The sequence below is a fragment of the Candidatus Latescibacterota bacterium genome (assembly GCA_020633725.1).
In the GTDB taxonomy this organism is placed as follows: domain Bacteria; phylum Krumholzibacteriota; class Krumholzibacteriia; order JACNKJ01; family JACNKJ01; genus VGXI01.
The window spans coordinates 36,217-57,522 of sequence record JACKDC010000005.1 but is presented as its reverse complement, the minus strand read 5'-3'; the positions used below and the strand labels follow the sequence as shown (position 1 = coordinate 57,522).

At 71.1% G+C, this 21,306-nt stretch carries 23 protein-coding genes; 9 read left to right on the top strand and 14 right to left on the bottom strand.

The features are described from left to right. Positions 1 to 7 precede the first annotated feature (7 nt). From H6693_11355 to H6693_11340, 4 genes are read left to right on the top strand one after another with little or no spacing between them, the layout of a single operon-like run. Positions 8 to 1,312: a 2-oxo acid dehydrogenase subunit E2 gene (locus H6693_11355; protein MCB9516781.1), complete on the top strand. Its 1,305-nt coding sequence runs from the start codon at positions 8 to 10 to the stop codon at positions 1,310 to 1,312. 24 nt (positions 1,313 to 1,336) lie between these two features. Next, positions 1,337 to 2,761, top strand: a complete 1,425-nt coding sequence (gene lpdA / locus H6693_11350; protein ID MCB9516780.1) for a dihydrolipoyl dehydrogenase — start codon at positions 1,337 to 1,339, stop codon at positions 2,759 to 2,761. A 2-nt stretch (positions 2,762 to 2,763) separates the two neighbouring features. After that, positions 2,764 to 3,414 carry a hypothetical protein gene (locus H6693_11345; GenBank protein MCB9516779.1) on the top strand — a complete coding sequence of 217 codons (651 nt, stop codon included), beginning with the start codon at positions 2,764 to 2,766 and terminating at the stop codon, positions 3,412 to 3,414. 39 nt (positions 3,415 to 3,453) lie between these two features. Continuing rightward, entirely contained in the window at positions 3,454 to 5,106 is a 1,653-nt protein-coding gene (locus H6693_11340) for a hypothetical protein (GenBank protein ID MCB9516778.1), read from the top strand. On the opposite strand, the gene H6693_11335 is transcribed toward H6693_11340, so the two are convergent. Together H6693_11335 and H6693_11330 are read right to left on the bottom strand one after the other, a co-directional pair. Continuing rightward, positions 5,103 to 5,828, bottom strand: a complete 726-nt coding sequence (locus H6693_11335) for a DUF4386 domain-containing protein (protein MCB9516777.1) — start codon at positions 5,826 to 5,828, stop codon at positions 5,103 to 5,105. The genes H6693_11340 and H6693_11335 overlap by 4 nt on opposite strands. A gap of 35 nt (positions 5,829 to 5,863) precedes the next feature. Further along, positions 5,864 to 6,688 carry a methyltransferase domain-containing protein gene (locus H6693_11330; protein ID MCB9516776.1) on the bottom strand — a complete coding sequence of 275 codons (825 nt, stop codon included), beginning with the start codon at positions 6,686 to 6,688 and terminating at the stop codon, positions 5,864 to 5,866. 60 nt (positions 6,689 to 6,748) lie between these two features. On the opposite strand from H6693_11330, the gene H6693_11325 reads away from it, so the two are divergent. After that, positions 6,749 to 7,267 (top strand): hypothetical protein, encoded by a 519-nt coding sequence (locus tag H6693_11325; GenBank protein ID MCB9516775.1) that lies wholly within the window; start codon positions 6,749 to 6,751, stop codon positions 7,265 to 7,267. Here H6693_11325 and H6693_11320 read toward each other — a convergent pair. Continuing rightward, complete coding sequence (locus H6693_11320; GenBank protein ID MCB9516774.1) at positions 7,254 to 7,739, bottom strand: hypothetical protein; 486 nt, start codon at positions 7,737 to 7,739, stop codon at positions 7,254 to 7,256. The genes H6693_11325 and H6693_11320 overlap by 14 nt on opposite strands. Continuing rightward, positions 7,739 to 8,485 (bottom strand): SDR family NAD(P)-dependent oxidoreductase, encoded by a 747-nt coding sequence (locus tag H6693_11315; GenBank protein MCB9516773.1) that lies wholly within the window; start codon positions 8,483 to 8,485, stop codon positions 7,739 to 7,741. Before H6693_11315 ends, H6693_11320 begins: the two co-directional genes overlap by 1 nt. 196 nt (positions 8,486 to 8,681) lie before the next feature. Here H6693_11315 and H6693_11310 point away from each other — a divergent pair, with 196 nt between their 5' ends. Next, the gene (locus H6693_11310) at positions 8,682 to 9,593 is read left to right on the top strand and encodes a hypothetical protein (protein ID MCB9516772.1); all 912 of its coding nucleotides are present in this window, start codon (positions 8,682 to 8,684) and stop codon (positions 9,591 to 9,593) included. On the opposite strand, the gene H6693_11305 is transcribed toward H6693_11310, so the two are convergent. Together H6693_11305 and H6693_11300 are read right to left on the bottom strand one after the other, a co-directional pair. Further along, positions 9,594 to 9,959 (bottom strand): Ig-like domain-containing protein, encoded by a 366-nt coding sequence (locus H6693_11305; protein ID MCB9516771.1) that lies wholly within the window; start codon positions 9,957 to 9,959, stop codon positions 9,594 to 9,596. Further along, positions 9,956 to 10,474 carry a DUF1003 domain-containing protein gene (locus H6693_11300; GenBank protein MCB9516770.1) on the bottom strand — a complete coding sequence of 173 codons (519 nt, stop codon included), beginning with the start codon at positions 10,472 to 10,474 and terminating at the stop codon, positions 9,956 to 9,958. The genes H6693_11305 and H6693_11300 overlap by 4 nt, the downstream gene beginning before the upstream one ends. Before the next feature lie 122 nt (positions 10,475 to 10,596). On the opposite strand from H6693_11300, the gene H6693_11295 reads away from it, so the two are divergent. Continuing rightward, entirely contained in the window at positions 10,597 to 11,310 is a 714-nt protein-coding gene (locus tag H6693_11295; protein MCB9516769.1) for a DUF4230 domain-containing protein, read from the top strand. Here H6693_11295 and H6693_11290 read toward each other — a convergent pair. Beyond that, on the bottom strand, positions 11,307 to 12,659 hold the full coding sequence (locus H6693_11290) for a COX15/CtaA family protein (protein MCB9516768.1): 1,353 nt from the start codon (positions 12,657 to 12,659) through the stop codon (positions 11,307 to 11,309). The genes H6693_11295 and H6693_11290 overlap by 4 nt on opposite strands. A gap of 187 nt (positions 12,660 to 12,846) precedes the next feature. Between H6693_11290 and cyoE the strand changes: the two genes are divergently transcribed. Together cyoE and H6693_11280 are read left to right on the top strand one after the other, a co-directional pair. Beyond that, positions 12,847 to 13,842, top strand: coding sequence for a protoheme IX farnesyltransferase (cyoE, locus tag H6693_11285; protein ID MCB9516767.1), 996 nt, complete (start codon positions 12,847 to 12,849; stop codon positions 13,840 to 13,842). Next, positions 13,839 to 14,915, top strand: a complete 1,077-nt coding sequence (locus H6693_11280) for a DUF3179 domain-containing protein (GenBank protein MCB9516766.1) — start codon at positions 13,839 to 13,841, stop codon at positions 14,913 to 14,915. The genes cyoE and H6693_11280 overlap by 4 nt, the downstream gene beginning before the upstream one ends. A 24-nt stretch (positions 14,916 to 14,939) precedes the next feature. Here the strand turns inward: H6693_11280 and H6693_11275 are convergent, their stop codons facing one another. The 7 genes from H6693_11275 to H6693_11245 form a co-directional block, all read right to left on the bottom strand. Then, the gene (locus H6693_11275) at positions 14,940 to 15,356 is read right to left on the bottom strand and encodes a cytochrome C oxidase subunit IV family protein (protein MCB9516765.1); all 417 of its coding nucleotides are present in this window, start codon (positions 15,354 to 15,356) and stop codon (positions 14,940 to 14,942) included. Positions 15,357 to 15,381: 25 nt separating this feature from the next. Next, positions 15,382 to 16,152: a cytochrome c oxidase subunit 3 gene (locus H6693_11270; GenBank protein ID MCB9516764.1), complete on the bottom strand. Its 771-nt coding sequence runs from the start codon at positions 16,150 to 16,152 to the stop codon at positions 15,382 to 15,384. 96 nt (positions 16,153 to 16,248) lie between these two features. Then, positions 16,249 to 17,898 carry a cytochrome c oxidase subunit I gene (ctaD, locus tag H6693_11265; protein MCB9516763.1) on the bottom strand — a complete coding sequence of 550 codons (1,650 nt, stop codon included), beginning with the start codon at positions 17,896 to 17,898 and terminating at the stop codon, positions 16,249 to 16,251. Positions 17,899 to 17,913: 15 nt separating this feature from the next. Next, positions 17,914 to 18,864 (bottom strand): cytochrome c oxidase subunit II, encoded by a 951-nt coding sequence (gene coxB / locus H6693_11260; protein ID MCB9516762.1) that lies wholly within the window; start codon positions 18,862 to 18,864, stop codon positions 17,914 to 17,916. A gap of 38 nt (positions 18,865 to 18,902) precedes the next feature. After that, positions 18,903 to 19,772, bottom strand: a complete 870-nt coding sequence (locus H6693_11255) for an SCO family protein (GenBank protein ID MCB9516761.1) — start codon at positions 19,770 to 19,772, stop codon at positions 18,903 to 18,905. Continuing rightward, positions 19,769 to 20,089, bottom strand: coding sequence for a hypothetical protein (locus H6693_11250; protein ID MCB9516760.1), 321 nt, complete (start codon positions 20,087 to 20,089; stop codon positions 19,769 to 19,771). The genes H6693_11255 and H6693_11250 overlap by 4 nt, the downstream gene beginning before the upstream one ends. Then, positions 20,082 to 21,305 (bottom strand): quinol:cytochrome C oxidoreductase, encoded by a 1,224-nt coding sequence (locus tag H6693_11245; protein MCB9516759.1) that lies wholly within the window; start codon positions 21,303 to 21,305, stop codon positions 20,082 to 20,084. Before H6693_11245 ends, H6693_11250 begins: the two co-directional genes overlap by 8 nt. Position 21,306: the final 1 nt, after the last annotated feature.

Below are 21,306 nucleotides of genomic sequence, written 5' to 3'. Positions count from 1 at the left end.
GGATCGCGTGTACGAGTTCAAGCTGCCCGATCTCGGCGAGGGCGTCCACGAGGGCGAGATCCTGAAGTGGCACGTCAGCGAGGGCGGGACCATCGCCGAGGACGCGCCCCTGGTGGACGTGGAGACGGACAAGGCGGCGGTGACCATCCCCTCCCCGGCCGCGGGCACGCTGAAGCGTCTCGGGGGCAAGGTGGGCGATGTGGTGATGGTCGGCAACGTCATCGCGGTGATCGACGATGGCGCGGCCTCCGGCGCCGCCGTTCCCGCCCCCGCGCCTGCCAGGCCCGCGCAGGCCGAGGCGCCCACGGCGCCGGCCCCGGCCGCACCCCCCGCGCCCTCGGCGCCTCCGCCCACGCGCGACGCCGCCGGCCCCGTGCCCGCGGCGCCCGCGGTGCGCCGTCTGGCGCGCGAGATGGGCATCGACCTCCACCAGGTCACGCCGAGCGGGCCGGGCGGGCGCGTCACGGCCGAAGATCTGAACCGCTTCCAGGCCGGCGGTGGCCCGGCCGCGGCGCCCGCGCGCGCAGGCGAGCCCGCGATGGCCTGGACCGGCGGGGGCATCCCCTTCTTCGACGTGGAGCCGATGCCCGATTTCGAGCAGTTCGGCGAGGTGGAGCGCGAGCCGCTGCGCTCGATCCGCCGCAAGGTGGCGCACAGGATGGTCAGCTCCATGGTGATGGTGCCGCACGTGGCGCACATGGACGAGGCCGACGTCACCGAGCTCGAAAGGTACCGTGTGCGTGAGAAGGAGCGCCTCGCGGGCACGGACGCCGCGCCCCCCACGCTGCTGGCCTTCGTGGCCAAGGCCGTGGCCGAAGGGCTGAAGAATGCCCGCGCGTTCAACGCGAGCCTCGATCCCTTCCGCGAGGAGATCGTCTACAAGCGCTACATCAACATCGGCATCGCGGTGGACACGGGACGCGGGCTGATCGTACCGGTGGTGCGGGGCGTGGACACGAAGAGCGTGATGGAGATCGCCGCCGACATCCGCGCGCTCGCGGAGCGAGCGCGGGCCGGAACGGTGGACGTGAGCGAGCTGCGCGGCGGCACCTTCACGATCACCAACGTGGGTCCGCTGGGCGGCACGGCCCTGCTGCCCACGATCAACTACCCCGAGGTGGCGATCCTGGGCCTCGGCAAGGTGCAGGAGAAGCCGGTGGTGCGCGATGGCGAGATCGTCATCCGCAGCATCCTGCCGCTGAGCCTGGCCTTCGACCACCGCGTGGCCGACGGCGCCGACGCGGCGCGCTTCGTCTCCACGATGATGGCGCAGCTCGCCGATCCCCTGTCCTGGCTGGCCGGCAAGGCCTAACCCGAGCGAAGGAGCGTCGCCGCGATGGTGATGGGAAGCCTGGAGCTGGAAACCGACCTGGTGGTGATCGGCGGCGGTCCCGGCGGCTACGTGGCGGCGATCCGCGCCGCGGATCTCGGCCTCGAGGTCACGCTGGTGGAGGCGGCCGACAAGCTGGGCGGCGTCTGTCTCAGGGAGGGCTGCATCCCCTCCAAGGCGCTGATCAACGCCGTGGAGATCGCGCACGAGGCGCGCGCCGCCGAGCGGCTGGGCGTGAAGGTGGGCAAGATCAGCATCGACCGGCAGAAGCTCCACGACTGGACCCAGCAGGTGGTGGACAGCCTCACCGGCGGCGTGGCCGGTCTGCTGGAGAAGCGCGGCGTCGAGGTCGTGAAGGGCTTCGGGCGCTTCGCCGGCGCCCACGAACTCGCGATCGAGGGCGGCGAGGTGAGCCGCATCCGCTTCAAGCACGCCATCATCGCCACCGGCAGCCGCATCAACGAGATTCCGCCGGCCTACGACCTGCCCGTCTGGTCCAGCGCCGAGGCGCTGGAGATTCCGGAGATCCCCGAGAACCTGCTCGTGGTGGGCGGCGGGTACATCGGCCTCGAGCTGGGGCTGGTCTACCACGGACTCGGGAGCAAGGTGAGCATGGTCGAGCTCTTCCCGAACCTGCTCATGGGCGCGGACCAGGATCTGGTGCGCCCCGTGCTCAAGAACTGCCAGGCGCGCTTCGAGGAGCTGCTGCTGGAGAGCAAGGTGGTGGGCATCAAGGAGCTCGGCAAGGACCAGGGCTTCCGCGTGGACATCGAGCACGGCGGCGAGACGATCAGCCGCCACTACGAGCGCGTGCTCGTGGCCGTGGGCCGCAAGCCCAACACCGACGACATCGGCCTCGACGCGCTCGGCCTCGCCGTGAACGCCCAGGGGCAGATTCCCACCGACGAGGAATGCCGCACGGCGGTGAAGCACGTCTTCGCCATCGGCGACGTGGCCCCCGGCCCCATGCTCGCGCACAAGGCCAGCCGCGAGGGCAAGGTGGCCGCCGAGGTCATCGCCGGCCACAAGAGCGCCTTCGACAACCGCGCCGTCCCCGCGGTCGTCTTCACCTCGCCAGAGATCGCCTGGACCGGCCTCACCGAGCGCGAGGCCGAGGCCAAGGGCATCGCGGTGACAGTGGGCCGCTTCCCGCTCAGCGCCCTGGGACGCGCCAAGGCGATCGGCCACACCGACGGCTTCGTCAAGATCCTCGCCGACCCCGAGACCCAGCGCGTGCTGGGCGTCGCGATGGTGGGTCCGCACGCGAGCGAGCTCATCGCCGAGGGCACGCTGGCCCTCGAGATGGGCGCCACGCTCGAGGACATGATGGTGACGATCCACCCCCATCCCACGCTGTCGGAGAGCATCCTCGAGGCCGCCGAGGTGGCCGCCGGCGCCGCCGTGCACCTGGCGCCGCCGAAGAAGAAGTAGGCGTGGGCGCGCCCCCCGCGCCCGAGCTGCACCCCTCGGGACTCACCATCCATCCCTGGCTGCAAGACGAGGCGCTGCTGGATGCGGTCCGCGCCGACGGCCGCGCGCGCTGGACGCTCCGCCCCTGCGACGCCACGGCCATCGTGCTCGGACGCGGATCGAAGCCCGAGGTGGAACTGCGCCTGGAGGCCGTGCTCGCCGATGGCGTGCCGGCGTACCGCCGGCGCGGCGGCGGTTGCGCGGTGCTGCTGGACCCCGGCAACCTGATCGCGAGCGCCGCCCTGCCGCTGCCCGGCATCGGCGGCTCCAAGGCCGCCTTCGCGCGCCTGTCGACGTGGCTGATCGACGCCCTGGCCGCCGCCGGCGCTCCGGGCGTGACGCAGCGGGGCATCAGCGATCTCGCGCGCGACGACCGCAAGGTGGGCGGCTCGGCCATCTACCGCGAACAGGGCCTGCTCTACTACTCGTCGACCCTGCTCCTTGATCCGGACTTGCTCAGGATGGAGCGCTGGCTTGCCCATCCGCCGCGAGAGCCGGAGTACCGGGCGGGACGGCGGCACGCGGAGTTCCTGGGCGCGCTGCCGGCGGCCCTCGACCGTGACGCCCTGCGCGCGCAGCTGGCCCGGATTGACCGCGTCCTGACCGACCTGTAAACTCACTCGCCTCGACACCCCCCACTCGCCGAGGTCCCCATGCTCCGCTCCCTCCCCCGCGCGCTTCGCGCCGCACTGCTGCTCGTCGCCGTCGCCTCGCCCGCCGCCGCGGAGACGCCGCCCGTCCTCGACTGGGCGCAGCTCTGGAACGGCCCCGACAACCACGACGACGAGGCCGTGGCGGTGGCCGTCGACCCGGGCGGGGACGTCCTCGTGGCCGGCACCACCTATCAGCTCGGCGTGGGCGGGAACCGCGAGGACTTCGCGCTGCTGCGCTACGCGCCCGACGGCACACTGCTCTGGTTCCGCCGCTTCGGTGGACTGGGCGCCGACGTCCCCTCCACGGTGATCATCCCCGAGCCGGGCAAGACCCTCGTGGCCGGGCGGACCCGGGACGGCGCGCAGGACAACGCCACGGTGCTGCTCTACGACGTCGCCGGCACGCTGCTCTGGGAGCGGCACTTCCCGCTGACGGGCAACCAGCCCCTGGACTTGCCGCCGCGCCTCGCCCGCGCCGACGACGGCAGCCTCTACCTGTGCGCCACCTCCAACGCAGACTACCTCGTCATCAAGATGGACGCGGCGGGCAACGCGCTCTGGACCCGCAGCTACGCGGGCCCGGAAGGCGGCGCAGACGTCGCGGAGGCGCTGGCCGTTGACGCCAGCGGCGCGGTGATCGTCACCGGCCTGCTGAACAGCGACAGCTTCCCCTTCAGCTACGGGACGGTGAAGTACGACGCCGACGGCGTCCTCCAGTGGGAGCAGTTCGAGTCGGGCGAGTTCGGCAGCCTCTTCGAGTTCGTCGGCGTGGGGATCGCCCCCGGCGGCGACGTGCTGCTGGCGGGCAATCCGGAGTCGGCCTGCGGCCTCTTCGAGACCCGCGTCTGGCGTCTGAACGGCCTGACGGGCGAGCTCCAGTGGCTGCAGAGCTTTCCGTCCAACCCCTGCGACACCGTCGAGCCGACCGCGATGGCCGTGGACGCCCAGGGCAACCTGCTGGTGACCGGCTACGGCCGCCTCGGGAGCGCCGGCTTCCACATCCACACGCTCAAGTATGACGGCGCCGGCCAGCTGCTCTGGCACCAGGAGTACGACGGCCCCGGCAGCTCGTCGGACCTGCCCTCGTCGCTGGTGGTGGATGTGGCCGGGGACGTCTACGTGGCGGGGCTCACCATCAATCCGCCGCAGGACCGCGACCACGTGGCGGTGAAGTACGCGCCCGACGGGGCCGAGGCCTGGCGGCTGCACTGGCCCGGGCCCTTCGGCACCAACGACGGCGCCACCGCCATCGCGCTGGGCCCGGACGGCGCGTTCGTCATGGCGGGTCACGCCTACGACCCCGCGCACCAGGAGGAGCTGACGACCCTCCACTACACGCAGCAGGACGTCACCGCCGCGCCGCCGGCGGCCGACGGCGATGCGCCGCGCGTCTGGGCCGTGGGCAACCCCTTCCGCGGGGAGACGCGCATCGGCTACGCGCTGCCCGCGGCGGGTCCCGTCCGCCTCAGCGTCCACGACGTGACCGGGCGCAGGCTCGCCGTCCTGCGCGACGGCCCTGCCGCCGCGGGCGCGCACACGCTCGTCTGGCGGGGCGAGGATGACGCGGGGCGTCCCCTGCCGGCCGGCGTCTACCTGCTGCGCCTCGAGGCCGCCGGCGTGACTCGCGGCGCGCGCGTTCAGCGCCTGCGCTAGACGGCGGCCTGGACCCGCGGGCGCGGCCGCCCGCGGTCGCCGCGAATGAGCAGCCAGAGGCAGAAGGACAGCTCCCCCACGAAGGCGGGCACGAAGACGAGCGTCTGGAAGAGGCCCGCCGAGGCCGCGTAGTCCACGAGCAGCGTGCGGCCGAGGCTGTCGACCAGGTAGCCCAGTCCTGCCAGCAGGAGCAGCGCGCCCAGCAGACGCGGCACGCCCGTCGCGCGCAGGATCAGCGTCCCCAGCAGCAGGCAGTGCACCCCGAAGAAGACCAGCCCCACCGCGTAGCCGTAGGCGTGGGCGTCGAGGTAGACGAGGGTGAGCGACTCCGCGCGCAGCGCGCCGGCGGGAGTGTCCGCGCCGTGGAGCAGCAACAGGGGCAGGTAGGCGTTGAGCAGGTTCGCGCCGACGATCGCGGCATGGGTGAGGCGGAAGGTGGCGGCGATCAGCGCCAGCGGGCGGCTCACCGCGCGGAAGAGCAGGTAGAGCGCGCCGGCCAGCATGACGTCGCTCACCAGCATCAGGAACTCGCTGGCGAGGCTGCTGCGGTAGAGGGTCTCCGCGCCGCGGATCGCCGCCAGCGTGGCCGGTCCGTCGCCTGGCACGATCAGCCCGCCGCGCACGAAGAACTCCGCGAAGATCCCCGCGACGATGATCACCAGATAGCCCAGGCCCGACAGGCGGGCGAGGCCTGCGGGCGCGGCGGATTGGCGGTCGGTCATTCTCGGTCCTCTCGTTGGGGCCCGGCGGGCCGGTGTCAGGTGGCCTCGACGCACGCCACGATGAAGAGGCGCGGAAAGGGGAAGGGGACGCGCCCATCGGCGCAGGCCGGGTAGGCCCGTCGCAGGCGCTCGGTGTAGCCGTCCAGGAAGCGGCGGCGCTCGTCGGCGTGAAGGCCGGTGGCCTCGTCCAGCACGGGGCGCAGGCCCGCGCCCATCATCCACTCGAGCACGGGGTTCTCGCCGCTCAGCATCTGGAAGTAGAGCGTCTCCCAGATCTCCAGGCGCGCGCAGAGCGGCGCGAGCAGGCGGTGGTAGGTGGCCGCGTCGGCCACGGGACAGCGTGACAGCAGTGCGCGCAGGGCGGGCGTGCCCAGCGGACGGCCGCCGACGCCACCGGTCGCGAGCGTCTCCCGCATGTGCGCGTGGCTGGGCAGCGCCCAGCTGCGGGGCATCTGCACCGCCAGGCAGCCGCCCCGCGCCAGGTAGCCCAGCAGGCGAGGGAAGAGCTGCGCGTGGTCGTCCAGCCAGTGCAGCGAGGAGTTGGCGACGATCAGGTCCGGCGCCTCGCCGGCCGCGGGCGCCCAGTCCGCGATGTCCGCACGGAGCAACTCGACGCGCATCGTGGTCTCGACCTCGGCGCTCTCGAGCATCGACGGGGAGGCGTCGACGCCCAGCACCGCCGCCTCCGGCCAGCGCATCGCGAGCGCGTAGGTCAGGCCCGCGTCGCCACAGCCCAGGTCGACGATGCGCCGCGGCGCCTCGAGCGGCACGCGACAGAGCAGGTCCTCGGCCGGGCGCTCGCGCTCGCCCAGAAAGCGGCGGTAGGCTTCGGGATCCCAGCGCACGGCGCCTCCCCGCAGGATTGCGTTGCCCGCCGGGCCCGCGCCGACTAGCCTGGACGCACCCGGAAGGAGCTGAGTATGACGACCTCCGAACCCTCCCGCAAGCAGGCCCTCCGCGACGCGCTCCGCGGCGGCGAACTGCGCGCGCTGCAGATCCTCCAGCTCGCGCTGATGCTCGGCGTCTCGCTCTTCGCCGCGGTGGTGCTGGCGCTCGCCGTGGTCGCGCGGAGCACGGAGACCGGCGACGCGCTGCCCGCGGCCACGCTGCGCACGCTCTCGATCGTGCACGCCGCGCTGGCCGCCTTCGCGTGGGGACTGGGCCCGCTGCTGCAGTCGTTGATGCTGAGGCAGGGCGCGCCCGGCCCGCCCATCGGCCCCCTGGCCGCGCTGCGCCAGGCGACCCTCACGCGCCTGGCCCTGCTCGAAGCGCCCGCGATCCTCGGCCTGGTGATCTGCCTGCTCGCGCAGCGGGGCGGCGTGATCGCAGCCCAGCCGCTCTACTGGCTGAACGCGCTCAGTGCCGTGGCCTTCGTCGCCTACGGCGCGCTCAGCTTTCCGACCCAGGCGCGCGTTGAGGAGCGGCTCAACGGCGTGTGAAGCGCAGGGTGAAGCCCTTGCCGTCGGCCAGCCCGTCCGACACGTGGACGTCCATGCCGTTGCCCGCGATGCGGTACTCGAGGCGGCGCGGGAAGTCGTGGTCCGGGTTCTCGAAGACGGCCCAGTCGTCCCCGCAGTCCACGAGCTTGAACGCGACGGGCAGTGCGTTGTGCGCCACCTTGGCGAGGTAGAAGATCTCGTCTCCCATGTTCACCAGACGCAGGGCCTCGCGCTCGAGCACGCTGCGGTCGGCGGCGCTCTCGCCGTTGCTCGCCGTTTCGCCGTAGCCCTCCCAGCTGTCGGTGGAGACCGCGGCCCAGCGCTCGAAGACCGTGGTCGTGTCCCCCACCGCCTGCCAGCGGCCGAGCAACCAGGTGAGGGACGCGAGCGTGCGGCAGGGTTCGGCGGCGGCCATGCTGACGACTCCCAGGGTGAGGGCGAGCGCGAGGACGAGCCGGCGGGGCAGGGGCATCAGGGATCCTCCCCGAGCGCGGCGTAGTGCTGGGCGATCCGGGCCTGCGCGCCCGCGCGGGTGTAGACGTCGGGGCGGGGGCGCGCGATGACGTCCGCGATCACGGCGGCCACCTCTTCGGGCGTCTGGCCGCCGGGGATCTTGCGCGAGTCCACGCCGCCGTGGCGGGCGTTGAGTCCGAAGTCCGTGTAGACCACACCCGGCGAGACCAGCGAGATCTGGATGCCCGGGTGCTCGGCCTGCACCTCCTCGCGGAAGGTGGCCGTCAGCGCGTTGAGGAAGTGCTTGGCCCCGCAGTAGGCCGAGCGCTGCACCGCGAAGGGAACACGTCCGAGCAGCGAGGAGACGTTCACCACCTGCCCCGTGCCTCGGCTCGCGAAGTGGGGCAGGGTCTCCTGCATGCCGTAGAGGGCGCTCTTGACGTTGTAGCGCATCATGTCGTCGAGGTCCTCGTCCGTGAGCTGGCTGGGCTGACGCGAGATGCCCACGCCCACGTTGTTCACCCAGACGTCGATGCGCCCATGCTTCGCCAGCGTCTCCGCGACGACGCGCTTCACCTGCGCGCGCTCGCTGACGTCCGCCGCCACGGCCAGCGCGCGCGCGCCGCAGCGCGCGGCCACCGCGGCGAGGGCGTCCTGGCGGCGCGCCACCAGCGTCAGCGCCGCGCCCTGCGCCGCGAGCTGCTCGGCCAGCGCCGCGCCGATGCCGCCGCTGGCCCCGGTGATGACCACGACCTTGTCCTTCATGCCGTCTCCTCGTGCACGTTGTGATGGGAAGCGCGATCCTAGCGCCCCGCGCGCCCGCGGGCAAGCGCCGCGCAGCCTGCATTTCGGAGCCGCAACTCCTTCACAGTGGATCAAGCGCTTGTCGCTGGCGGCGCGCGCCGCCGCGGTGCTAGTCTCGCCGTCTCGCCGCCAACATGCGGCACCAACAGGAGGACACATGCGACGCAGCACGCTTTGCGCCGCGCTGCTCGCCGGTCTGCTCGTGATGGGATGTGACAGCGGCGGCGGTCCGAGCGGTCCGGTGGGACCCGGCAACACTGGCGGCAACAGCTTCACGGCGAAGATCGACGGCGGCAGCTGGGCCAGCCGCAGCCAGACGATCTCCATCTCGGGCAATCCGAGCGATCCCGTCACGAGCCCGCTCACGATCAGCGGCATCGACGCGACCGGCAGGGGCGTCCAGCTCTACCTCGGCTTCATCAGCGGCGAGGGCGTCTACCCGCTGGGCGTGAACTTCGTGACCAATGCCGGGGGGACGGCCCAGGTGGTCGTCCCGCCGCAGGGTTGGCTCACACCCTTCAGCGGCAGCGCCGGCATGGTGGACATCACCACGCGCACGGCCACGCGCATCGCCGGAAACTTCGCCTTCGTCGCCGACGAGGTACTGGGGGGCACGCCCCTGCACCGCAGCGTCACCGAGGGCGCCTTCGACATCACCGTGGCCGCGGGACTGCCGCCCCTGCCCACCGGCACGCCCAGCGCGCTGGGCGCCTCCCTGGACGGCACCCCCTGGAACGCGGCCACCGTGGTCACGGCCTCTGGCGGTGGAGCGAGCTTCAGCGTCAGTGCCTCAAGCACGGAGTGGCAGCTGACCGCGGTGCCGCAGGTGCCGGTGTCGGCGGGGAACAGCTACGCGGTGCCCTCCGAGGTCTCGATCTCGGTGATCAGGGTGGGCACGAGCGACGCCTGGACCGCCATCGGCGGGCCGGACGTGGGGAGCTGGAGCATCGACGCGTTCAGCGCCACCGGCATGACGGGGAGCTTCAGCGCCACGTTGCCCAAGTCGGGCGGCGGCGCGGCGCTCACGCTGGGCGGCGGCGCGTTCGACGTCACCTTCTTCACGCCCTAGCTAGGGCGTCGTGACGCGCACCACCACGTACTCCGAGTAGGCGCGATTGCCCGCGTGGTCCTCCGCCGCCGCCCAGAGCGTGTGGGTGTCGTTGTCCGCGTAGGGCGTGGAGTCCCAGTCGTAGGTGTAGGGCGCGATGTCGTCCTCGCCGAGTTCGTCGCCGTCCACCAGGAAGATCACGGTGGCGATGCCGTTCTCGTCGCTGGCCGTGGCCTCCAGCAGCACCTGCCCGCTGACCAGGCTGCCGTCGCTGGGTCGAACCAGCGCGACCTGCGGGATGGTCTCGTCGCCGCCGTCGCTGCACGCGCAGATCGCGAGGAGGGCGAGCAGCGCCGCGGCCTTCGCGGGGAGTCGTTGCGGGCTCATGGCTCCTCCGTCGCCGCGCCCGGCTCGCGCGCGGCGAGCAGGGCGGTCAGGGCGTCCAGCTTCTGGTGCAGCGCCATGATCTCCAGCTCGGCCTTGAGGTTCACCTCGTAGTCGTGGGCGGCGTCGAGCCGGTCCTTCGCCGCCTGGCGATTCTGGGACATCATGATCACCGGCGCCTGCAGGGCCGCCAGCATGGACAGCACCAGGTTGAGCAGGATGTAGGGATAGGGGTCGAAGGCGCGGCCGTGGCGCAGGAGCAGCAGGGAGTTCGCCACGATCCAGACCAGCAGCACGCCGAGGAAGAACAGGATGAAGGTCCACGAGCCGCCGAAGGCCGCGATGCGGTCGGCCAGGCGCTGGCCCAGGGTGAGCGACGCCTCCTGCTCCGCGCGCACGTTCCTCGAGATGTGCAGGCGCTCGGCGATCCGGCGCAGCACCCGCTGCTCGGAGGGACCCAGGGAGTCGAAGCCCCTGTGCAGCAGCGGCTCCGACAGCTCCCGCGCGGTTCGTTTCATGACGTCTCCTTCGTCGTGAGGGCCTCGGTCGAGGATAGCCCGCTTCCGGTCCCGGCGCCACCGTCCGCCGCGGGGCTGGACGGCGCGGTCCCGTCCGCCTAGACTGCCCCCGGAGGTATCCCATGGACACGCTGCTCTTCGGTCTCGTGGCGGGCGTTCTGCTCGCCGTCATCGCCATGCTGGCCCTCAGGCGACGCCGCGGCGGCTCGGGCCCCCACATCACGGCCAGCAGCTCGGTGGAGGCCTTCAAGAGCGTCGGCGAGCTCGTGGTGCTGAAGGTGTTCACGAAGCAGATCGTCACCAGCCGCGACCACCTCTTCGGCGACTGGGGCGAGAAATGGCTCGCCTGGCTGCTCAGTTCCAAGCAGACCGCCATGGTCTTCGAGTTCGTGGTGGACTTCCGCTACGACCTGCGCCATCCGGCCTTCGCCGTGGCGCCCGTGGGCGACGGCGGGCTCAGCTTCACGCTGCCGCCGCCGGCCTACGAGATCCAGATGAAGGACATGCAGTTCTACGACGAGCGCGGCGCCGCCCTCGTCCCCCTGCTGCTGCCGGACTGGATCGGCCGCGTCTTCGGCGGCAAGTTCTCGGAGAAGGAAAAGAACCAGCTCATCAAGGCCGCGCGCGACGAGGCCGAGGGCCTGGCCAAGCAGCTCGTGGACAGCATGCGCCACGAGGTGCAGAAGAGCGCCGAGGCCACGCTGAGCTCCATGGCACGGGGCATGGGCTTCGCCGAGACGCGCTTCCTCTTCGGCGACGCCGAGCCGGTGCGGCTGGCCATCGACCTCTCCAGCATCGAGGCCAGCGCCAGCCGCGCGCTCGCCGGCCTGGGCTAGCTCGCCTGCTCCGGCTCCGGCGCCAGCAGGCGTCGGCTCCAGAGACTCAGCAGCACCGACAGCCCGAGGATGGTCGCGCCGGTGAGCTGGTGCAGGGTCGTCAGCGCGACCTCCCACCAGGGCAGGTCGCCGGGATCCGGCGTTCCGTTCACCGCGGCCAGCGCGCCGGTGCCGAGGAGCAGCTGCACGCCGACGAGGATGGTCAGCGTCCGTCCGAGAGGCCTGAGCAGGGGCAGGTCCCGGTAGAGCCCCCAGTGGCGCGCCCCCACCGCGAGGGCCAGCAGCGCCAGCACCATGGCGAAGCTAACGTGCCAGAGCATCCCCCGCGCCATGTGCCGCAGCATCGCGCCCAGCACCAGCTGGACGAAGACGGCCAGCACCAGGACCGCCGTGAGCTGGCGGTCGGTGGACGCGGTGGGCCGCGGCTCGGGCAGGCGGCCCGACACCCAGAGCCGGCTGCTGAAGGCGGTGAGCGCGAGCAGAAGCCCGAAGAAGAGCTGACCCAGGATGCCGTGGACCACGGCCAGATCGAGGCTGGGCGCCATGTCGGTCGGAGACTGGCTCATCGTGAAGCGCCCGGTCACGCGCAGGCCGCCCAGCAGTCCCTGCAGGACGACCATCAGCAGCGCCACCCAGCCCAGCGCCCGCAGCCAGCGCCGCCGCTCCGAGAACTGCAGCTGCAGCGCCAGCACGAGGGTGGTGAGTCCCACCAACGAGCCGAGCAGCCGGTGCGCGTGCTCGTAGAAGATGCCGCCCGTCATGCGCGAGAGCGGGTAGAGGAACATGTTGAAGCCGTAGCTGTTGGGCCAGTCGACCACCGCGAGGCCCGCCTCCTCGCTGGTGACGAGACCGCCGGCCCCCAGGAGCATCAGGGTCGTCGCCGCGGCCACGGCGGCGAAGGCCGAGTTCCAGCCCAGCGCGGGCGGCGCCGCGCTCGACGAGAACGGCTCCGGCGTGCGCTTGCGCATCGCCAGCCAGGCGCCGCAGGCGGCCAGGAGCACGCCCAGCAGGATCGACCCCGGCACCCAGAAGACGGCCGCGCGGCGCAGTTCGCCGGGCACGTCGCCGCCGAGGACGCTCCCCAGGATCAGCAGATTGAGCAGGGACGCCAGCGCGCCCACCCGCGCGCCCCCGGCGACGCCGCGCGTCCCGTAGCGCCCGGCGAGGGCGCCGCCGCCCAGCAGACAGACGATGAACAGGACGAAGAGCAGCCAGGGCGGCAGCGCCGAGGCGAAGAGCCGGCTCAGGTAGGCGAGGGCCCACATGGCCGCGCTGGTGCCGAAGCCGAGCGCGAGCCACTGGCCGCGGGACTCGCCGGCGAGGGGTGGATAGGCGGAGAGGGTGGCCATGGCGCTCCTTCGGTCGGGTCCGGCGCCGCGGCGACGTCCCCGCGGACAGGACCATCTATTCTCTAAACCCTTGCCCCGGACGCTTTTCCCTTTCGCGCCCGCCTGCGGACTGCTACCTTGGGCGGCGTCGGTCGGGCGCCGAGGCCGTATCCTACGCCTCGGCCTCCCCTCTGCCAACTCAATTGCCATGGCCCACTCGTCCACGACACCTCGCCCCCTCGACGCGCTGCGCGCGCGCCTCGGGCTCTACGCCGCCCTCAGCAAGGCGCGGCTGAGCACGCTGGTGCTCGCCACCACGGCGGCGGCCTATCTGCTCGCGCGGCGGGGGCCGCTCGACCTGCCCGAACTCGCCGCCACGCTGCTCGGCACCTTGCTCTGCGCCTTCAGCGCGAACGCCTTCAACCAGGTCTGGGAGCGTCGCCGCGACGCGCGCATGGAGCGCACGAAGCTGCGCCCCCTGCCCAGCGGACGGCTCGGCGTGGGCCACGCGGCGACCGTCGCGACGCTTCAGCTCGTGCTGGGTCAGGCGCTGCTGCTCGGCGGCACCAATCCGCTGACCGCGGGGCTCGCGCTGAGCACGGTGCTGCTCTACGTGCTCGTCTACACGCCGCTCAAGCCCCGCAGCACCCTGAACACGCTCGTGGGCGCGATCTGCGGCGCGCTGCCGCCGGTGCTGGGCTGGACGGCCGCCACCGGCCGCCTCGCCCCCGGGGCCTGGCTCTTCGGACTGCTGCTCTTTCTGTGGCAGGTGCCCCACTTCCTGGCGCTGGCCTGGCTCTACCGCGAGGACTACGCGCGCGGAGGCTTTCGCATGCTGCCCGTGGTCGACCCGGGCGGCCAGTTGACAGGGGCGCTGTCCACGCTCTACAGCCTGGCGCTGGTGCCGCTGGGCCTGGCCTTCGCCATGGCGGGACTGGCCGGCGCGCCCTCGGCCGCAGGCTTCGCCGCGCTGGGCCTCGTGCTGGTGCTCCTCAGCCTTCGTCTGTGGCGGCGGCTCGATCTGCGCAGCGCCCGGCAGCTGTTCCTGGCCAGCGTCATCGTGCTGCCCCTGGCGCTCATCCTCCTGGTGAGCGACGGGGGACGTCACGCGGGTCACCGCGGGCCGAGCGCGCAGTCCCTTCGCGCCGAGCTCGCCGGCGAACCCGCGCCGGCCGTGGCGACCGCGACGCCCGGCGCGCGATGATCCTCGGCCGGCGCAACGCCTGGCTCTTCGCCGTCGCGTTCCTCCTCGGCATGCTGGCGCTCTCCTGGCAGCTGAACCAGCGCCGGGCCTTCGAGGCCGGCGGCCTGCGCGGCGACGGCAAGCACCTCGAGACCTACGGCTTCGAGCTGAGCGACCTGGCCATCCCGCGCAGCGAGATCGTCCCCTCGGGCGTCCCGCGCGACGGCCTGCCCGCCCTGTCCCATCCCCCGCGCCTGGACGCCGCCGGACTCGCGGCGCTCAACGCCAAGGGCCGCGAGCCCTTCCTGATGGGGAGCGACCGCGTGCTGGGTGTCGCGGCGAACGGCGCGGCCTGTGCCTACCCCGTGTCCATCCTCAACTGGCACGAGGTGGTGAACGACACGCTGGGCGGCGAGGCGCTGCTCGTCACCTGGAATCCCCTCTGCGGGGCGGCCTGCGCGTATGCGTCGGAGGGCGTGGCGTTCGGGGTGAGCGGGCTCTTCTACAACTCGAACCTGCTGCTCTACGACCGCGGCACGCCGTCCGACAGCACGCAGGCGGCGAGCCTCTGGAGCCAGCTCACGGGACGGGCGCTCGCCGGGCCCGCCGCCGCGCGCGGCGACAGCCTGGCGCGTGTGCCCGTCGCCCTGACGCGCTGGGACGACTGGCTGGCCCGGCACCCCGGCACGGCCGTGCTGGAGCCCTCGGAGGAGGGGCTGGCCCGCAAGTACCGGCGGCGGCCCTACGTCAGCTACCTGGGTTCGGACCGCCTGCAGTACCCCGCGCGGCCGCTCCCCGACGAGGAGGCGACGGGCCTCTCGCTCAAGAGCCCGGTGCTGTCGGTGTGGACCGGCGGCGAGCGGCGGCTCTATCCCCTGGCCTGGATCGCCGCGCGCGCCGATGCGGACGGCCGCTGGCAGGACACCCTGGCGGGGCGCGCGCTGGCCTTCCGGGTCTGGCCCGGCGATCCGCCCGTGGCCACGGTCACGTCGCCGGACGGCGCGCCGGTGACCTGCGCCGAGGCGTTCTGGTTCGCGTGGTATTCGCAGGAGCCCCTGGCCACGCGCTGGCTGGCGGGCGAACCCACCCCCTAGCGACAGTCGGCGGAGCGAGGGGCGTCAGTGCGAGGCGGGGGCCTCGGCGGGCGCGGTCTCGGCGGCGGTGGCGGTGGCCGCCACGTCGGCGGCGGCCTCGGTCTTGGGCATGGCCGGGGAGTAGCCGGGGATCAGGTCGTCGCGATAGTGCAGGGTGTCGAGCAGCGCGAGACCCACGAAGAGCAGCACGAAGAAAATCGACGAGACCAGCACCACGGCGTTGAAGGGCCGGTCGTACTTGAGGTGCATGAAGAAGAGCGCGACCAGCATGGCCTTCACCGTGGCGATGCCGATGGCCACCGGCAGGCTGAGGGGGCCGAGATTGATCCAGGTCACGGCCACGGTGACGAAGGTGAAGAACAGCAGGGCAGCCCAGACCCCGAGCAGCACCTTCAGCGGCACCACGTGCGGAGCGTCGTGAGCGTGATCGCCGTGAGTCATCGTCGCGTCCTTCCGGTCCCGCCCACTACTTGATCAGGTAGAGCAGCGGGAAGAGATAGATCCAGATCAGGTCCACCAGGTGCCAGTAGAGGCCCACCAGGTCGACCGGCGTGTAGTAGTCCGGGCCGAACTCGCCGCGCCGCGTGCGCAGCAGGACCCAGAAGATCGCGATCATGCCGGCGATCACGTGGATGGCGTGGAGGCCGGTCATCGCGAAGTAGATCGAGAAGAAGGTCTGCACGTTCTTCGGCGCGTTGGCGTCGTGCGTGGGCAGGCCCTCGGCGTCGTGCGGGGCCGCGGCGGGCGTCGCCTCGTCGCGGGGAGACTGGGCCAGCGCCTCGGGCGCCAGGCCGCCGGGCGCGTCGGCCGCGGGCGGGACCAGGCTGGACGTGCTGCCGTCGCCGCTGGCCACGGGCGGCGCGGGGATCGCCGGGGCGGCGTGGGCGTCGGCCTCGGCCTCGTGCATCGCCGGCGCGTAGTGCCTGCCCCAGAGCAGCCCGTGCTCCCACTTGGCCTTGTACTCCACGTACTTGATGCTCAGGAAGCCCAGCGCGCAGAGCAGCGTGACCGCGAGCAGCAACACGGTGCGCCTGCGCTGCCCGAGCTGCGCCGTGCGCACGGCCATGGCCATGGTCAGGCTGCTGCAGATCAGCACCACGGTGTTGATGCCGCCCAGGGTCTTGTCCAGGAAGTGGTGCGCGTAGACGAAGATCTCCGGATGGTTCGCCCGGTACACCGCGTAGGCGCAGAACAGCCCGCCGAAGAGCAGGATCTCGGTGGCCAGGAAGAGCCACATGCCCAGCTTGCTGGACTCGTACTGCTGCTTCTCGTTGTCGAAGTGGTGCGCCAGATGCGAGGCGTGCTGTGCCATGAATTCCCCCGCGGCCCCGCGCTAGCTCGAGGACGCGCCGTCGACGGGCACGTAGCCGTCGATGGACGCGTCGTAGCGCAGGTGGCTGAAGTCGTAGGGATCGTGCTCGGCGGGCACGTCCTTGAAGTTGTAGTAGGGCGGCGGCGACGCGCACTGCCACTCCATCGTGTTCGCGCCCCAGGGATTGGCCGGCGCGCGGCGGCCCTTGAAGAGCGAGCCGATCAGGTAGACCGCGATGATCACGAAGCCGATCGCCAGGATGTAGGAGCCGGCCGTCGAGATCTGGTGGTAGATCTCGTACTCGGGCGGGTAGTTGTAGTAGCGCCGCGGCATGCCCTTGCTGCCCATCACGAACTGGGTGAAGAAGGTCACGTTGAAGCCGATGAAGATCATCACCGCGGCGATGCGGCCCCAGGTCTCGTTGTACATGCGGCCGAACATCTTCGGCCACCAGTAGTGCAGGCCGCCGAGGAAGGCGATCACCGTGCCGCCCATCATGACGTAGTGGAAGTGCGCCACCACGAAATAGGTGTCGTGCAGGTGGACGTCCGTGGCCAGCGTGCCCAGGAAGAGTCCCGTCAGGCCGCCGATCGTGAACAGGAAGAGGAAGTTGAGGACGTAGAGCATCGGCGTGTCCAGGCGCAGGCTGCCCTTGTACATGGTCGTCAGCCAGTTGAACACCTTGATCGCCGAGGGGATCGACACGCTGAAGGTCAGCGCGCTGAAGATCATGTTCGCCAGGCTGGACTGACCGCTGGTGAACATGTGGTGGCCCCACACGAGGAAGCCGAAGATCGCGATGGCGATGCTCGAGTAGGCGATGAAGCGGTAGCCGAAGATGTGCTTGCGGCTGAACACCGACACCAGCTCGGAGATGATGCCCATGGCCGGCAGGATCATGATGTAGACGGCCGGGTGCGAGTAGAACCAGAAGAAGTGCTGGTAGAGCACCGGATCGCCGCCGAGGGCCGGGTCGAAGATGCCGATGCCGAAGCTGCGCTCCAGCACCAGCAGCACCAGCGTGATGCCCAGCACCGGCGTCGCCAGCACCTGGATGATCGCCGTGGCGTAGAGCGACCAGAGGAAGAGCGGCATCTTGAACCAGCCCATCCACTTCGGCCGCAGCTTGTGCACGGTGACGATGAAGTTCAGCCCGGTGAAGATGGAGCTGAAGCCGAGGATGAAGGCGCCCATCGTGAGCCAGACCACGGCCCCGCTGGCGGAGGTGCTGTAGGGCGTGTAGAAGGTCCAGCCCGTGTCCACGCCGCCCGCGAGGATCGAGACCAGCGCGAAGACCGCCCCGATCACGTAGAGGTACCAGCTCGCGAGGTTCAGGCGCGGGAAGGCGACGTCCTTGGCGCCGAGCATCACCGGCAGCACGAAGTTGCCGAAAGCGGCCGGGATGCTGGGGATGATGAACAGGAAGATCATGATCGCGCCGTGCAGCGTGAAGGACTGGTTGTAGCTGTCCGCGTTCATGATCGTGTGGCCGGGCGTCAGCAACTCGGTGCGCACCAGGATCGCGAAGAGGCCGCCCAGGAAGAAGCTGGTCAGCACCGAGATCAGGTAGAGCACGCCGATGCGCTTGTGGTCCAGCGTGGTCAGCCAGGACTTCAGCCCGTGGCCGTGGGTCAGGTAGTTGTCGCTCGCGCTGCTTGCGATGCTGCTCATGTCGCCCTCAGCCCCCTACTCGCTCAGTGACTTGATGTAGGCGATGATCACGGTGATCTCCTTGTCGTTGATGCGCCCCTGGAAGGTGGGCATCACCGGATCGAAGCCCTCCACCACCTGGCCCTGAGGGTCGAGGATGGAGTTGCGGATGTAGTCCTCGTCCGCGATGACCGTGCTGCCGTCGCGAAGCTTCACCTCGTGGCCGAAGAGACCCTTGTAGGTGGGCCCGGCCAGGCGCCGGCCATCGCTGCTGTGGCAGACGTTGCAGCCCAGGCTGCGCGTCACGCGCTCGCCGGCCTCGGCCGGGGGCAGCTTGTCCAGGAAGCCGCCGGCGTTGTCGAGCCAGGCGTCGAACTCCGCCTGCGGCTGCACGATCACCTTGGACAGCATGTCCGAGTGCCCGGTGCCGCAGAACTCGGCGCAGAGAATCGCGTGCTCGCCGGGCTCGTCGGCCTCGAACCAGACCTTGCTGTAGCGGCCGGGCACCACGTCGCGCTTCACGCGGAAGTCCGGCACGAAGAAGCTGTGGATGACGTCCTGCGAGCTCATCACCAGGCGCACCGGCTTGCCGGCGGGGACGTGCAGCTCGGGGTCGCTGTACCCGTTCGGATAGGTGAACTGCCAGTTCCACTTCTGGGCCGTCACCAGCACCTCGTAGGAGTCGGTGGGCGTCACCGTGAGGCGCAGGTAGCCGCGGAAGCCGACGGTGAAGATCACCACCACCAGCGCCACCGGCACCAGCGTCCAGGTGAGCTCGAGCGCGGTGTTGTGGCTCGGCGAGGTCTCCGGCAGCTCGTCGCGCCGACGCTGCCGGTAGCGCACGATGAAGACGATCATCAGGCCGACGATCAGCGTGAAGAAGAAGAGGCTGAGCCAGAGGATGAAGTCGAAGATGCTGTCCACTTCACCCGCGAGGGCGGTCCCCTGGCGCGGCATCCAGAAGGAGCCGGCCGCCTGCGCCAGCATGGCGCCATCCCAGTGCCCGAAGAGCGTGTTCAGCAGTCTCAAGAGTGGGTTCCCTCTGCTAGCACCCGCCGGCGCCGGCGATCGCGCCGCCAGACGGTGAACAGCCACAGGCCCAGCACGGCCACGGTCACGCCGCCGCCCAGGCGCATCAGGTTCATGGCCGCCACGGCATAGCGCCCTTCCGTGGCGTCGTAATGGAAGCAGAAGAGCAGGGCCCGGTCCAGGGCGTTGCCGATCTCGCCGGCGGACGCCTCCACCAGGGCCAGTCGCAGGTCCTTGGCGGGAAACTCCAGGCCCAGCAGGGTCTGGCTCACCTTGCCGTCCGGCGTGAGCACGAAGATGCCCGCCGCGTGACGGTACTGCCCGCTGGCCTCGTCGTAGGCGTACTTGAAGCCCACGCTGTCGGCCAGGCGGTGGATGGTGGCGTCGTCACCGGTGAGGAAGTGCCAGCCGGCCGCCGCCGAGGGCCTGCCGTAGTTCTCGATCTGGTGGGCCTTCTTCTTGGCCGAGCCGGCGGCGTCGTCCCGCGGGTCGATGCTCACCGTCACGACGCTGAACTCCTGCCCCGGCGTCCAGTCCAGCTCGTCCAGACCCTTGACGAACTGGTCCAGCAGGATGTTGCAGAGCATCGGGCAGTTGTAATAGACGAGCGTCAGGATGACGGGCTTCGAGCCGTCGATGTACTGGCCCAGCGTCGCCGGGTTGCCGTCCTCGTCGGTGAAGGCCAGCTCCAGCGGCACCTGGGCGCCGCCCTGGTGGAAGATGCCGAGGCCCTCCAGCTCCGGCAGCTCCTGCTCCGCCGACTCCAGCGCCCGCACGGGCTGCCCGAGCGCGCCCGCCACGAGGACGAGGGCCGCCGCCAGGAGCGCCGCGCGCGCGAGGCGCGTCATGCCGATGCGAACGCTCAACGCCCGGCAACCTTTCCGTAGCGGTCCACGATCTCCTCCATCGCCGTGGCGATGGGCATCCGCACGACGCCCTGCTCGCGGTCCACCCAGGCGAAGTCGCTGATCTCCGCCTCCTGCGTGGCCTCGAGCGCGGCCAGGGCCTCGGCGTCCGCCGACGACTGCTTGGCCTCGATCTCCGTGTCCTCCATCTGCCGGAAGACGAGCTGCAGCCCCATGATCAGCACCAGCAGGATGAGCCCGCCGATCGCGGCCACCCAGGCCGTGCTGCTGCTCTTGGGGTCGTCGTAGCGCGGCTCCGGCGAGGTCGACTCAGGCATTCTCGAACTCCAGCGACGCGGCCAGGCGCGGGTCGCGCTCCGGCACCACGGCCACGCTGCGCAGGCGCAGCATCACGAGCGAGACGGACAGCCCGCCCAGGCCGACGAAGAGGGTCAGGTCCAGCCAGTGCAGCGGCACGCGCTCGGGGCTGAACGTGGGCATCACGAGCCAGTAGAGATCCACCCAGTGCATGAAGAGCACCCAGAGCGCGCCCGGCATGAGCAGCAGCATCTGGCGCTTGGGGTAGCGCGAGAGCAGGCCGAGGAAGGGCGCGAAGAAGTGTCCGAAGAGCAGGAGCACGGAGACGGCGGTCCACTGGCCCGTCTGCCGCGCCAGGTACCACACCGTCTCCTCGGGCACGTTGGCGTACCAGATGAGCATGTACTGCGAGAAGGCGATGTAGGCCCAGAAGACGATGAACGCGAACACCAGCTTGCCCAGGTCGTGGTAGTGCTCGCGCGTGATCGCGCGGCTCAGGATCTTGCCGCGCTGCAGCAGGCGCGCCCAGAGCGCCAGCAGCGCGAAGCAGCCCACGGCGCTGCCCGCGAAGTAGTAGACGCCGAAGATCGTGCTGAACCAGTGCGGCTCCAGGCTCATCAGCAGATCCACGGCCGCGAAGGTGCTGGTGATCGCGAAGATCACGAGGCCCGGCCCGCTCAGGCGCTGCATGGCGTGGGTGTGGGCGATGTCGCCGCTCGCATCCTGCCGCGTCGAGCGCGTGTAGTAGTAGCGCGACAGCCAGGTCCAGACCAGGAAGTAGACCGCCATGCGGATCATGAAGAAGGTCTTGTTCAGGTAGGGCGCCTTGCCCTGCAGCAGCGGGTCGTGGGCGACGTGCGCCGCGTCGGTCCAGTGGTAGAGCTTGCCCATCATCAGGAGGATGGGAATCGCCAGCAGCCCCAGCCAGGGCAGGTTCGTGGCGATGGCCTCGGCCAGGCGCCGCACGACGACGCTCCAGGTGGCGCCCGTGACGTGCTGGATCAGCACGAAGAAGAGCGCGCCGAGCGACAGGCTGAGGAAGTAGGCGAAGTTCAGCAGATAGGACTGGCCGAAGCGCTGCCAGCCGTCGCCGGCGCCCGCGCCCAGGGCCAGGCTCGCCGCCAGGCCCAGCACGGCCAGCACGGCCGCGATGCGCAGCGTGCGGCGGCCCCAGTCGCCGAGGTGGCGGTTCTCTTGCTGGATGTCCAGCAGCGGCGGCCTTCTGTGAGCTCCCATC

Bases quoted from the DNA above. Each gene is read 5' to 3' on its own strand.
- ctaD (MCB9516763.1), bottom strand. From the start codon at position 17,898: ATGAGCAGCATCGCAAGCAGCGCGAGCGACAACTACCTGACCCACGGC.
- H6693_11340 (MCB9516778.1), top strand. From the start codon at position 3,454: ATGCTCCGCTCCCTCCCCCGCGCGCTTCGCGCCGCACTGCTGCTCGTC.
- lpdA (MCB9516780.1), top strand. From the start codon at position 1,337: ATGGTGATGGGAAGCCTGGAGCTGGAAACCGACCTGGTGGTGATCGGC.
- H6693_11320 (MCB9516774.1), bottom strand. From the start codon at position 7,739: ATGCCCCTGCCCCGCCGGCTCGTCCTCGCGCTCGCCCTCACCCTGGGA.
- H6693_11270 (MCB9516764.1), bottom strand. From the start codon at position 16,152: ATGTGGCTCTTCCTGGCCACCGAGATCCTGCTCTTCGGCGGGCTGTTC.
- H6693_11275 (MCB9516765.1), bottom strand. From the start codon at position 15,356: ATGACTCACGGCGATCACGCTCACGACGCTCCGCACGTGGTGCCGCTG.
- H6693_11290 (MCB9516768.1), bottom strand. From the start codon at position 12,659: ATGGCCACCCTCTCCGCCTATCCACCCCTCGCCGGCGAGTCCCGCGGC.
- H6693_11315 (MCB9516773.1), bottom strand. From the start codon at position 8,485: ATGAAGGACAAGGTCGTGGTCATCACCGGGGCCAGCGGCGGCATCGGC.
- H6693_11300 (MCB9516770.1), bottom strand. From the start codon at position 10,474: ATGAAACGAACCGCGCGGGAGCTGTCGGAGCCGCTGCTGCACAGGGGC.
- cyoE (MCB9516767.1), top strand. From the start codon at position 12,847: ATGGCCCACTCGTCCACGACACCTCGCCCCCTCGACGCGCTGCGCGCG.
- H6693_11335 (MCB9516777.1), bottom strand. From the start codon at position 5,828: ATGACCGACCGCCAATCCGCCGCGCCCGCAGGCCTCGCCCGCCTGTCG.
- H6693_11250 (MCB9516760.1), bottom strand. From the start codon at position 20,089: ATGCCTGAGTCGACCTCGCCGGAGCCGCGCTACGACGACCCCAAGAGC.
- H6693_11280 (MCB9516766.1), top strand. From the start codon at position 13,839: ATGATCCTCGGCCGGCGCAACGCCTGGCTCTTCGCCGTCGCGTTCCTC.
- H6693_11245 (MCB9516759.1), bottom strand. From the start codon at position 21,305: ATGGGAGCTCACAGAAGGCCGCCGCTGCTGGACATCCAGCAAGAGAAC.
- H6693_11305 (MCB9516771.1), bottom strand. From the start codon at position 9,959: ATGAGCCCGCAACGACTCCCCGCGAAGGCCGCGGCGCTGCTCGCCCTC.
- H6693_11295 (MCB9516769.1), top strand. From the start codon at position 10,597: ATGGACACGCTGCTCTTCGGTCTCGTGGCGGGCGTTCTGCTCGCCGTC.
- H6693_11310 (MCB9516772.1), top strand. From the start codon at position 8,682: ATGCGACGCAGCACGCTTTGCGCCGCGCTGCTCGCCGGTCTGCTCGTG.
- H6693_11325 (MCB9516775.1), top strand. From the start codon at position 6,749: ATGACGACCTCCGAACCCTCCCGCAAGCAGGCCCTCCGCGACGCGCTC.
- coxB (MCB9516762.1), bottom strand. From the start codon at position 18,864: ATGCTGGCGCAGGCGGCCGGCTCCTTCTGGATGCCGCGCCAGGGGACC.